Genomic DNA, 12802 nt, shown 5'->3' on the forward strand with positions numbered 1-12802 from the left:
AAAAATGTTTAGCTAAGAGTATAGCTCTTCATTATTTATATCGTCCTTGTTCTTTTTTGGTGCAGTAAAAATATCCCTAAGGATATAACTGGTTACAATGGTAAGACCTAAGGTCAGCGTTGGTATCGAGTAGTCCCAACTTAGTAAGTGCATAAGACCACCGCATATAAGGGTTAATACACCAATAACCATTACAAAATTCCAAATGATTTCTGTTATGCTATTTTTTGCATCACCTTCTTTTGACATAAAATACGACGTGCCCTCCATGGCGAACCAAGCAATAAATGTAAAAGCTGTGCCAATTTGAAAAAATAGGGTATGGGTAAAATCTAAAATAGTTAAAAGGCCGTTTGTTGTCCAAAAAAGAACTAAGGCCATTTTAATTAGATCCACTGACTTTTTTTCTTCCTTTTTAAAAAAGCGAAGGGCGTAAAGTATCAGAATGGCAGCAAAGGAAATAAATATAATTCCTTTTGAAAAGGGCCAGTGAAGTATGCGCATTACCATACCGATCAATAGGGAGGCTATTGCCGCCCTGATCGGATTTTTATATGCTTTTTTAGAATTTTCCATATTCCGTTTTTTTAATTGATCACTTTGATGTTGGCTTTTAGACCTTCCATTATTCCAATGATATTGTTTACGGTCTCACTTAGATAATACCTTACAACAATATGGGGAATTCTAATGGTTGTAAATCCATTTTTAAAGGAGTGCATTGCTTCTTCTAAATTGTTGATAGCTTCATGCTCGGTCAGCTTATCATATTCAGAATCAATTTCAATATTTAGTTTTACACGTGAGATGGCTATATCTATAGATTTTTTACCGTCCCACCATTCTAACATAGAGTTTACACCAGCTTCTTTTAAAGCATAATATAGTTGTATGGCCTCTAAAGGTGTATTGTGTTTGTTGATTAGTAATTTAATACGTTCATGGTGCTTAGAGCAAAGCTCTACACCTGCGCTCTCCATGGCATTTTTATGATCTAAGTAACCAAGTTCTTTTTTACATTCTAAGCAAATCATTAATAGGTTAAGTTTAAGGTTTGGGGATAGCTATAACCCTGTTATTTTAGGATTATTATGTAAACTCGATGAAAGGCGCCCAAGTTTTAGACGAACTGCAATTTTTTAGATTAACGGTATTTTAAAATGTTAAAATTGTGGTGAAAATGATTTTAAGTATGGTGAGCAAAGTCAATTTTACCAATTATATTTACAGGAATGAAAAATTGACATATGTTTAAAAAATTAGGTCCAGGGGTTCTGGTAGCGGCTGCTTTTATTGGACCTGGTACAGTTACGGCTTGTACCTTGGCAGGGGTAGATTTTGGTTTTAATTTGCTGTGGGCTATGCTGTTATCTATAATAGCAACCTTTATTTTGCAAGAAATGTCTGCCCGCTTAGGTATTGTAACTCAAAAAGGTTTGGCAGATGTCATTAAGCAAGAACTCCATAATCCAATTATTAGAAATAGTGTCATTGCCTTAATATTTTCGGCAATTATTATAGGTAATGCATCATATGAAGCGGGTAATATTGGTGGTGCAACTTTAGGAATGGAAGCCTTGTTTGGTACAAACTATAGTAGTTTATACCCTTTTGTTCTTGGTGGATTGGCTTTTGTGCTATTGTATTTAGGTAGTTATAAAGCCCTGGAAAAAGTATTTATAGTGCTGGTATTGATCATGAGTTTATCATTTGTAATGACCGCAATTTTGACTAAGCCCAATATGTGGGAGCTGTTAAAAGGCCTATTAGTGCCTTCGGTTCCTAAAAACGGTATTCTTACCATCATTGCATTGGTCGGTACTACTGTTGTACCTTATAATCTTTTTTTACATGCAGCTCTGGTCAGTGAAAAATGGAAATCAAAAGATGATCTCAATTTAGCTAAAAGAGATACTATGGTCTCTATTATATTGGGCGGTCTTGTTTCAATTAGTATTATAATATCTGCCGCGGCCATTAATTCTTTAGAGGTTAATAACGTTATGGGTATGGCTAAAGCACTTGAGCCTTTATACGGTTCTGCTGCTTTGTATTTTTTAGGTATAGGTATGTTTGCTGCAGGTATTACTTCATCAATAACCGCACCTTTGGCTGCCGCATATGTTGCCAATAGCTGCTTTGGATGGAACGCTGGTCTTAAGGATTTTAAATTTAGAATGATTTGGATGGTGATTTTATTCCTTGGAGTTTTCTTTCTATCTTTTGGAATTAAGCCCATTGAGATTATCAAATTTGCACAAATTACGAACGGACTTTTATTACCCATCATTGCAGTGTTTTTGCTGTGGGTTGTGAACAGAGTTGGTGTAATGGGGAAATATAAAAACACCTGGTCGCAAAATGTGTTTGGCTTACTTATTATTCTTCTTTCTGTTGTATTGGGTGCAAAAAGTATTTTAACGGTAATAGGTATAATGTAATATGAACAATACCATAGATATTAATTGTGATGTTGGTGAGGGTGTAGGTAATGAAAGTGAATTGTTTCCCCTTATTAGTTCTTGTAATATTTCTTGTGGAGCTCATGCGGGTTCTATAGATACCATTAAAAAGTGTCTAGATTTATCTAAATCATATAACGTTAAGGTAGGTGCGCATCCTTCATATCCGGATAGAAAGAATTTTGGTCGTGTTTCATTGCAAATTTCAAAGGAAGATTTAATTGCAAGTATCAGATCTCAAATGGAGGAATTCAATAACGCCCGGGAACAGGTTGGTGTTGATTTACATCACGTAAAACCACACGGAGCTTTATATAATGATATAGCTAAAAATGAAACCTTGGCTGAAATTTTTTTAGAGGCTATTGCCGGTTTTAGGAGCGCAACATTTTTGTATGTTCCTTATAATAGTGTCATTCAAAAGTTGGCTGAAAAAAATGGGTTTAGGGTGTTAATAGAAGCCTTTGCTGATAGAAATTATAATGATGATTTGAGCCTAGTAGCGAGGAAAGAAAAAAACGCCCTGTTGAATAATGGGGAAGAAGTACTGGCTCATATTCTATATATGCACAAAAATAAGAAGGTGAAAACTGTTTCAGGTAAAAGTTTACCTATGTATGCAGATACCTTTTGTATTCATGGTGACACACCTTCTGCATTACAAATTTTAACGTATATTACAGAGTATTTATCAGAACATAATCTATAAGTAAAGCCGTGAATTCCCCTAAAATCGATATAAAACCTTTTGGTACACATTCTTTATTAATTGAATGGCCAAATGAAGTTAGTGAGCTCATACTTGAAAAAATACTACAATTTCAAACATTTCTTAATAGTGAGGCTTTAAAGGAGAGGGATTGGGAATTGGTGCCGGCTTACAATTCACTTTTGATATTGAATAGAAAGAAGGAAATAGACTTTGAAAAAATGTCTGTAGATATACAAAATTGGTACGTCAATTTGAAGGAATCTGTTAAACCGGATAGATTTTTATGGAGACTGCCTGTAACCTACGATCTTGAGTTTGGTTTAGACTTGGAAGACGTTGCTGGGCAATTAAATAAAACCAAACGTGAAATAATAGACTTGCATACTGGTAGTACTTATACGGTATACGGTATTGGGTTTTTGCCTGGCTTCATGTATTTGGGAGGAATAAATAGTGAGCTTGAGCTACCCCGAAAGGCTATACCAAGACCAAAAGTTATTAAAGGAGCAGTTGGAGTTGCAGGTAAACAAGCTGGCATTTATCCGCAAGAATCACCAGGTGGGTGGAATATTATTGGTAATTGTCCAGTGCCAATTTTTGATGCATCAAAAGATAACCCATGTTTTGTGAGCGTTGGGGATAAAGTTGAGTTTTTTGAGATATCCAAGGCAGAACATGAGCTTCATAAAATAGAAGTAGAGGTGGGTATTTATAAACCTGAAAAAATTAAATTGGATGCTTAAAGTTTTAAAAGCGGGTTTTTATACAACCATACAAGACTCAGGTAGATTTGGCTTAAGGGACAAGGGTGTGCCAGTGTCTGGTGTAATGGATGATATGTCTGTATTTAAGATAAATTCTTTATTGGAGAATAAAGCATCTGCAGCAGTGTTGGAAATTACGATGACAGGACCAACCCTTATATTTGAAGAAGATACCTATATGGCTATCGGTGGTGCAGAAATGTCCGCCACTCTTAATAATTTACCCATAAAAAATTATAAAGTTTACCAGATATCTATAGGGGATATTCTATCCTTTGGAAAACTGGAAAAAGGCTTTAGGTCTTATTTGGGAGTAAAGGAAGGTTTTTCCGTTAAAGAAGTTTTAGGTAGTAGATCGTTTTATAAGCCCCTTACAAAGTTCGCTAGATTAATAGATAATGACATTGTTCCTTTTAATACCCAACAGCTGTTTGAGCCAAAAATATCAGAGATAAAAGTTGATTGCTTTTTGGATGTTGATGTTTTAGAAGTCACTAAAGGACCCGAGTTTGATATTTTAAACGATAGACAATTGGAAGAAATTTTTTCTAAAACCTTTACAGTGGCCCATGAGAACAATAGAATGGCTTATCAGTTAACAGAAACAATTACTCCACATGCTATATCCATGTTAACTTCTGCTACATTACCTGGTACGGTTCAGTTAACTCCTGCGGGTAAATTGATCGTGTTAATGAAAGATGGTCAAACAACGGGTGGTTATCCTAGAGTTATTCAGTTAACAGATAGGTCTATTTGTATATTGGCACAAAAGAAAGGTGGAGATCGTATTAGTATTAAATTAGTTTAATTTAATACTTTTCATTCCTTTTTTGTTAAGCGGGTATTTATTGAAGTATTTTTTATTACTATTGTAATATGAATTTATTGAAATCAATTTTTGAAGTAGTCATTGTCATTCCTAAACAGGGATGATATAGCTTTTCATAATTTTAGAAAACCTGTATCAGATTTATTTGATGCAGGTTTTTTTTGTGGTTTATTATGAATATGGAACAGTTTTAAAGTATTGAATATGATATATAATCATTGTTTAAATACTTGATTATAAATTGTTTAAGTGGTTTTTTGTTAAAATGAATTTGTATTGACCATTATTGTTAAAAACTGAAATTTTTATAAACTTTTATCTTTGGTTTAACGGTATTAGAAAATCAAGATAAGCATACGAGATTTATATTATGGAATTAAATAAATACAGTAAAAACGTTACTCAAGATCCAACACAACCAGCAGCACAAGCAATGCTATATGCAATAGGTTTTAAAGATGAGGATTTTAATAAGCCATTAGTTGGTATTGCAAGTACAGGTTATGAAGGTAACCCTTGTAATATGCACTTAAATGATTTGGCAAAGTTGGTTAAAGAGGGAGTTAACTCTAAAGAAACTGTAGGTTTAATTTTTAATACTATTGGTGTTAGTGATGGTATTTCTATGGGTACACCAGGAATGCGTTTTTCATTACCGTCAAGGGATATTATTGCAGATTCTATGGAAACCGTTGTGCAAGGCATGTCCTATGATGCATTGGTAACAGTTGTAGGTTGTGATAAGAACATGCCAGGTGCATTAATGGCAATGTTACGTTTAAACCGTCCTGCAATTTTAGTGTATGGGGGTACAATAGCATCTGGATGTCATGAGGATAGAAAGTTGGATATCGTTTCTGCGTTCGAGGCATGGGGAGAGAAAGTAGCTGGTACCATGGACGAGAAAAATTATAAATCCATCATTAAAAAATCCATACCGGGAGCTGGTGCTTGTGGTGGTATGTATACGGCAAATACAATGGCTTCCGCTATAGAAGCGCTAGGAATGTCTATGCCATATAATTCTTCTAACCCTGCAATCAGCAACAATAAAGAAGAAGAGTGTATTGCGGCAGGAAAACAAATGCGAATTCTTATTGAAAAAGATATTAAACCTCTGGATATTGTTACCCGTAAGTCTTTGGAGAATGCTATACGTCTAGTGACCATTATGGGAGGTTCTACCAATGCCGTATTACATTTCTTGGCCATTGCAAGAGCTGCAGACATAGATTTTACGCTAAAAGATTTTCAGCATATTAGTGATACTACACCATTTATTGCAGATTTAAAACCTAGTGGTAAGTATTTAATGGAAGATGTTCATAGAATAGGTGGTATACCAGCTGTATTAAAGTACTTATTGAAAAATGGTCTTTTACATGGAGATTGTTTAACGGTAACAGGAAAGACTTTAGCAGAAAATTTAGAAAGTGTTCCAGATTTGGAAGAAGGTCAGGATGTTATTATGCCTTTAGATAAACCAATTAAGGCAACAGGGCATTTAAGAATGTTATATGGTAACTTGGCAGAGAATGGTTCTGTAGCAAAAATTACAGGAAAAGAAGGTTTGTTATTTAAAGGAACTGCAAAAGTATTTAATAGTGAGTATGATGCCAATGATGCTATACGCGGAGGTAAAGTGGAAAAAGGGAATGTTGTCGTCATTAGATATGAAGGTCCTAAAGGAGGTCCAGGAATGCCTGAAATGCTAAAACCTACAGCAGCTATTATGGGTGCAGGCTTAGGTAAAGATGTGGCCTTAATTACAGACGGTCGTTTCTCAGGAGGTACACACGGTTTTGTAGTAGGGCATATTTCGCCAGAAGCACAAGAAGGTGGTACTATTGCCTTAGTTAAGGATGGGGATACAATTACGATAGACGCAGAAACAAATTCTATTAATGTAGAAGTGTCAGCTGAGGAATTGGCAAAGCGTAAAGAAGCATGGGTAGAGCCAGCTTTAAAGTTTAAAAAAGGAGTATTGTACAAATATGCTCGTTCCGTATCCTCTGCTGCACAAGGTTGTGTGACCGATGAGTTTTAAAAAAAAAATATTGGCTAGAATTTAATGAGTTCTAGTAAGTACGTAATATCGGGTAATTGTGGCTGTAATGCGCATACTTGAATTTGATTATTAATTATGGAAACAGTAAAAGAGAAGAAAAAAGGTACAGGTTCCAAGAATACCATTAGAGTTTCTGGGGCAGAGGCAATAATCCATTGTTTATTAGCAGAAGGTGTTGAAACAATGTATGGTTACCCTGGTGGGGCTATTATGCCCGTCTATGATGAGTTATATAAATTTCAAGATAAGCTCGATCATATTTTAACAAGACATGAGCAAGGTGCTACACACGCCGCTCAAGGTTATGCTCGTGTTTCCGGTAAAGTAGGTGTTGCTATTGCCACCTCTGGTCCTGGAGCAACCAATTTGGTTACCGGTCTTGCAGATGCGCAAATAGATTCTACACCAATGGTATGTATCACTGGTCAGGTAACAAGACATTTATTGGGTACCGATGCTTTTCAAGAAACTGATATTATAGGTATTTCTACCCCTGTAACTAAATGGAACTATCAAGTGACCGAAGCTTCTGAAATTCCAGAAGTTATGGCTAAAGCTTTTTATATAGCCAAATCTGGCAGGCCCGGTCCGGTTTTAGTAGATATTACAAAAAATGCTCAAATAGATGAGCTGGACTTCTCCTATAAGAAATGTGTTGGGGTAAGAAGTTATAAGCCAGTGCCTAAGCCAAAAATGAGTGCAATTGAGGCAGCGGCAGAATTAATAAACAATGCTAAAAAACCATTTATAGTATGGGGGCAAGGTGTTATTCTTGGTAAAGCGGAAAACGAGTTGAAAACCTTGGTTGAGAAAACAGGAATTCCTGCCGCTTGGACCATTATGGGGGCCTCTGCATTAGATACTGCACATCCATTAAATGTGGGTATGGTTGGTATGCATGGTAATTATGGACCTAATTTACTGACCAATGAGTGCGATTTGTTAATTGCCATTGGTATGCGTTTTGACGATCGTGTAACGGGTAGATTAGAAGATTACGCCAAACAAGCAAAAGTTATTCACTTTGAAATTGATCCTGCAGAGGTAAACAAAAATGTACATGCAGATGTTGCAGTGTTGGGTAACTCAAAAGAGACTTTAGGCTTGATTTTGCCATTGCTTAATGAAAATAAGCATGAGGCTTGGCATAATATGTTTAAAGAGAAATACAAAATTGAGTTCGATACCATTATAAAAAATGACATTCATCCTACCAAAGAAGGGTTGACTATGGGTGAAGTTATAGAGGAAATTAATTTAGCTTCAAATAATAAGGCGGTGATAGTATCAGACGTAGGTCAGCATCAAATGATTGCATGTAGATATGCTAAGTTTTCACAGTCTAAAAGTAATATTACTTCTGGCGGATTAGGTACCATGGGCTTTGCTTTACCGGCTGCAATTGGAGCTAAAATGGGTGCTATGGATAGGGAAGTAGTAGCTATTATTGGTGATGGTGGTTATCAAATGACCATTCAAGAATTAGGTGTTATATTTCAGCATAACCTTCCAGTTAAGATTGTAGTGCTTAATAATGAGCATTTAGGTATGGTACGTCAATGGCAAGAGTTATTTTTTGACAAGAGATATGCATCTACCGTAATGGTAAATCCAGATTTTGTTAAAATAGCCGAAGGATATAGTATTGAGGCAAAGCGCATATCTGAACGTAAAGATTTAAAATCTACGATACAGGAAATGATGGCTTCGGATAAACCATACTTTTTAGAGGTAAAGGTAGAACAAGAAGATAATGTTTTTCCAATGATTCCTTCTGGAGCTTCTGTGTCTGAAGTGCGTTTGAAGTAAATTAGAACAATCAATAACCTCATGAACGATAGCATCATACTTGATATTCCAAAAGTACATAGTTCTATTGTGCGTAAATCTGAAGAAATTGGATTTACAATGCCTTCTGATCTATATATAGGAAGTTTTCTTAAGACTTTGATGGCTTCAAAACCTAATGGTAGATTTTTAGAAATAGGAACTGGTATTGGGTTAAGCCTTTCTTGGATGATTGACGGTATGGATACTGATTCTTTCTTGATTTCTATAGATAATGATCAACAGTTGACAGCCATTGCCGAAAATTACTTTGGTGATGACCAGAGAGTTGAACTTATTTGTGAAAATGGGACAGAGTGGATAAAAGGTTACACCGGTGAAAAATTCGATTTAATTTTTGCCGATGCCTGGCCAGGAAAGTATAGTGAGATTGATGAGGTTCTGGATTTAATCAAGGTTGGCGGGTTTTATATCGTGGATGATATGACCAAACAACCTAACTGGCCAGAAGGGCATGAGGAGAATGTAAAGTCATTGGTTGCGTATTTGGAGAAACGCGAAGACTTGACATTGACCAAATTAAATTGGTCAACAGGTGTAATAATGGCTGTAAAAAATTAGTAAAGATTAATAATAACAATACCATAAAATCCTTTTTTAAGGAGTAGGTAATGAAAGCTTATGGAAAATAAATGGTTTACAATCTCAGTATACTCAGAGAATAACGTTGGGTTGTTAAATAGAATATCGGGTATATTCTTAAAGAGACATATTAATATTGAGAGCTTAAATGTATCTAAATCGGAAATTGACGATGTTTCTAAATTTACTATTGTAGCACATACAACAGAAAAATGGGTTCACAATATTGTTGGACAGATCGAAAAACAAATCGAAGTTATTAAGGCGTATTATCATACGGATGATGAGACTATTTATCAGGAGTCTGCATTGTTCAAAATAGCATCGGGACTGTTGTTTGACGAGCGTCAAATTCAAAATATTATAAAGGATAATAATGCACAGATTGTCACGGTTTCAAGAGATTTCTTTGTCATTGCAAAAAGCGGGAGAAGAAATGAAATTGATCAAATGCATGACCAACTAAAACCATATGGCATTATGCAATTTGTACGCTCTGGGCGTATTTCAGTGACAAAAGATGAAATGAAGATTTCCGCTTTGCTAAAAGAGTTTAAATAAAAGAATTATAACATAAATCAAATAAAGTAAATATAAAATGGCCAATTATTTTAATACGCTATCATTAAGAGATCAGTTAACGCAACTTGGAAAATGTCGCTTCATGGATTCGTCTGAGTTCGCTGATGGTGTAAATGCTTTAAAAGGCAAAAAAATTGTTATCGTAGGTTGTGGTGCTCAGGGGCTTAACCAAGGGTTGAACATGAGAGATTCTGGTTTGGATATTGCTTATACACTACGTGATGCTGCAATAAAAGAGAAAAGACAATCTTTTATCAATGCAACTGAGAACGGTTTTACGGTAGGTACATATGAAGAATTGATTCCTACTGCTGACGTCGTTATAAACCTTACGCCAGATAAGCAGCATACAGCTGTAGTAGGTGCGGTTATGCCATTAATGAAAAAAGGAGCTACCCTTTCTTATTCTCATGGTTTCAATATCGTGGAAGAAGGTACTCAAGTTCGTAAAGACCTAACCGTAATCATGGTAGCGCCAAAAAGTCCTGGTTCTGAAGTTAGAGAGGAGTATAAAAGAGGATTCGGTGTACCAACATTAATTGCGGTTCACCCGGAAAATGATCCGGAAGGTAAAGGTTTGGCACAGGCAAAAGCATATGCTGCGGGTACTGGTGGACATAGAGCCGGTGTTCTGGAGTCTTCTTTTGTTGCTGAGGTAAAATCAGATTTAATGGGTGAGCAAACTATTCTTTGTGGTCTGCTACAAACTGGTTCTATACTTTGTTTTGATAAAATGGTTGAGAAAGGTATTGATGCCGGTTATGCATCTAAATTGATACAATACGGTTGGGAAACTATTACCGAAGGTATGAAGTACGGCGGTATTACCCATATGATGGACCGTCTTTCAAATCCTGCTAAGATTAAGGCTTTTGAACTTTCAGAAGAATTGAAGGATATTATGCGTCCATTGTTCCAAAAACATATGGATGATATTATGACCGGTCATTTCTCTAAAACTATGATGGAAGACTGGGCAAATGATGATAAGAATTTATTGACTTGGAGAGCTGCAACTGGTGAAACTGCTTTTGAAAAAACTCCTGCAGGTAGTCAAGAGATTACGGAACAAGAATTTTATGATAACGGTGTATTAATGATTGCCATGGTAAGAGCAGGTGTAGAGCTGGCTTTTGAGGCAATGACAGAGTCTGGTATTATTGCTGAGTCTGCTTATTATGAGTCTTTACATGAAACGCCATTAATTGCAAATACTATTGCACGTAAGAAATTGTTCGAGATGAACCGTGTAATTTCAGATACTGCGGAATATGGTTGTTACTTGTTCGATCATGCTTGTAAGCCATTGTTGACTGACTTTATGAAGAATATTGATACTGATGTTATCGGTAAAAATTTCTCTGCGGATATAGATAATGATGTAGATAACGCCCAATTGATTGCAGTGAACAAAGCATTGCGTGAGCATCCGGTAGAAATAGTAGGAGCACGTTTGCGTGAGTCTATGACAGCAATGAAGCCTATAGTTTAGGTATCAATAACTTAAGGTAATCTTACTGATTGTCCGGTTGGGTATGTTCAAATCTGCAAGCACTTTTGCTCTTGCAGAATTAATGGGCATTACTTAAGCGGACAATTTCGGTTTTATGCATTAATGATAAATTATTAATAGCGAAGAAAAAGATATGAAAGGGAACAAACCGGAGTATTTTCCAGTTTTAGAAGATGTTTTGCAAGCGGCACAGATTATTTCAGAAATTTCAGAAATTACGCCGTTAACAGACAGTATTAGATTGTCTAAAGAGTTTAATTGTCAAATTCGTTTAAAAAGAGAAGATCTACAAAGGGTAAGGTCGTATAAAATTAGAGGAGCTTTTAATAAAATTAGTTCTTTAACAGAGGAAGAAAGGGGTAAAGGGGTTATATGTGCCAGTGCTGGAAATCATGCCCAAGGTGTAGCTTTTGCTTGTTGTCATTTAAAAATCAAGGGTACCATTTACATGCCATCGGTTACACCCAAACAAAAAGTGGAACAAACCAAGCTTTTTGGTGGTGATTGGGTAGAAGTAGTGTTGCAAGGTGATACGTTTGACGATTCATCATTGGCAGCTAAAATACATGGTGATCAAACCGGTAAAATATTTGTCCATCCTTTTGATGACCCTAAGATTATTGAAGGTCAGGCTACTGTTGGTTTAGAACTTATAGAGCAGGCAAAAAAGCCAATTGATTACCTGTTCGTATGTATAGGTGGTGGTGGATTGGCATCTGGTCTGATCAGTGTATTTAGTCAACTATCTCCTAATACCAAAATTATAGGGGTAGAACCCAAAGGGGCTCCTTCTATGAAATCGGCAATCGATTCTGGTGCAGTGATTACCGTAGATAATATTGATAAATTTATTGATGGGGCTGCTGTTAAAAGGGTTGGTGACCTCACATTTCCTATCTGTAATTATTATTTGGATGATATGATTACGGTTGATGAAGGTAAAGTTTGTCAGACTATTTTAGATCTGTATAATAGAGACGCTATTGTAGTAGAGCCTGCGGGGGCATTATCTATTGCCGCATTGGAAAAATACAAAGAAGAAATAGTAGGCAAGAATGTGGTTTGCATTATTGGGGGCAGTAATAATGATATTACAAGAACAGCGGAGATTAAGGAGAGAGCCTTATTATATGCCAAATTGAAACATTATTTCATTATTAGATTTCCTCAAAGACCGGGAGCTTTAAAAGAATTTGTGGTAGATATTTTAGGGGAAACTGATGATATCACTCATTTTGAATACTCTAAAAAATCCAGCAGGGAAAATGCACCGGCAGTCGTAGGTATAGAATTAAAGCACCTAGATGATTTACAACCATTGATCGAGCGTATGAAAAATAACAATTTCTATGGCGATTATATAAATGATAAACCGGATTTGTTTGAGTATTTGGTTTAAACTACTTTTAATATGTTAGATTCGGTTTTCTGTAATTTTG

Annotated in this window: 12 protein-coding genes; 10 read left to right on the forward strand and 2 right to left on the reverse strand. The window is 35.8% G+C overall.

What is annotated here, in order from left to right:
* Window positions 1–12: 12 nt before the first annotated feature.
* Both CSC80_RS11515 and CSC80_RS11520 read right to left on the reverse strand, forming a co-directional pair.
* Window positions 13–576, reverse strand: coding sequence for a hypothetical protein (locus CSC80_RS11515; RefSeq protein ID WP_099191965.1), 564 nt, complete (start codon window positions 574–576; stop codon window positions 13–15).
* An 11-nt stretch (window positions 577–587) separates the two neighbouring features.
* On the reverse strand, window positions 588–1034 hold the full coding sequence (locus tag CSC80_RS11520) for a hypothetical protein (RefSeq protein WP_058105844.1): 447 nt from the start codon (window positions 1032–1034) through the stop codon (window positions 588–590).
* 213 nt (window positions 1035–1247) lie between these two features.
* Here CSC80_RS11520 and CSC80_RS11525 point away from each other — a divergent pair, with 213 nt between their 5' ends.
* The 10 genes from CSC80_RS11525 (at window position 1248) to ilvA (ending at window position 12762) form a co-directional block, all read left to right on the forward strand.
* Entirely contained in the window at window positions 1248–2441 is a 1194-nt protein-coding gene (locus tag CSC80_RS11525) for an Nramp family divalent metal transporter (protein WP_099191967.1), read from the forward strand.
* Window position 2442: 1 nt separating this feature from the next.
* Window positions 2443–3171: a 5-oxoprolinase subunit PxpA gene (gene pxpA, locus CSC80_RS11530; protein WP_099191969.1), complete on the forward strand. Its 729-nt coding sequence runs from the start codon at window positions 2443–2445 to the stop codon at window positions 3169–3171.
* A gap of 8 nt (window positions 3172–3179) precedes the next feature.
* Window positions 3180–3917, forward strand: a complete 738-nt coding sequence (pxpB, locus tag CSC80_RS11535; RefSeq protein WP_099191971.1) for a 5-oxoprolinase subunit PxpB — start codon at window positions 3180–3182, stop codon at window positions 3915–3917.
* On the forward strand, window positions 3910–4749 hold the full coding sequence (locus tag CSC80_RS11540) for a biotin-dependent carboxyltransferase family protein (protein WP_099191973.1): 840 nt from the start codon (window positions 3910–3912) through the stop codon (window positions 4747–4749). Before pxpB ends, CSC80_RS11540 begins: the two co-directional genes overlap by 8 nt.
* Window positions 4750–5140: 391 nt before the next feature.
* Complete coding sequence (gene ilvD, locus CSC80_RS11545) at window positions 5141–6817, forward strand: dihydroxy-acid dehydratase (RefSeq protein ID WP_071341974.1); 1677 nt, start codon at window positions 5141–5143, stop codon at window positions 6815–6817.
* Between the two features lie 96 nt (window positions 6818–6913).
* Window positions 6914–8647: a biosynthetic-type acetolactate synthase large subunit gene (ilvB, locus tag CSC80_RS11550; protein WP_099191975.1), complete on the forward strand. Its 1734-nt coding sequence runs from the start codon at window positions 6914–6916 to the stop codon at window positions 8645–8647.
* Window positions 8648–8668: 21 nt separating this feature from the next.
* Window positions 8669–9247 carry a class I SAM-dependent methyltransferase gene (locus CSC80_RS11555; protein WP_099191977.1) on the forward strand — a complete coding sequence of 193 codons (579 nt, stop codon included), beginning with the start codon at window positions 8669–8671 and terminating at the stop codon, window positions 9245–9247.
* A 60-nt stretch (window positions 9248–9307) separates the two neighbouring features.
* On the forward strand, window positions 9308–9829 hold the full coding sequence (ilvN, locus tag CSC80_RS11560; protein ID WP_058105852.1) for an acetolactate synthase small subunit: 522 nt from the start codon (window positions 9308–9310) through the stop codon (window positions 9827–9829).
* A gap of 37 nt (window positions 9830–9866) precedes the next feature.
* Window positions 9867–11342, forward strand: a complete 1476-nt coding sequence (gene ilvC, locus CSC80_RS11565; RefSeq protein ID WP_091604983.1) for a ketol-acid reductoisomerase — start codon at window positions 9867–9869, stop codon at window positions 11340–11342.
* Between the two features lie 154 nt (window positions 11343–11496).
* Complete coding sequence (gene ilvA / locus CSC80_RS11570) at window positions 11497–12762, forward strand: threonine ammonia-lyase (RefSeq protein ID WP_099191979.1); 1266 nt, start codon at window positions 11497–11499, stop codon at window positions 12760–12762.
* The last annotated feature ends 40 nt before the right edge of the window (window positions 12763–12802 follow it).

Source organism: Maribacter sp. 6B07 (assembly GCF_002700155.1).
GTDB lineage: Bacteria > Bacteroidota > Bacteroidia > Flavobacteriales > Flavobacteriaceae > Maribacter > Maribacter dokdonensis.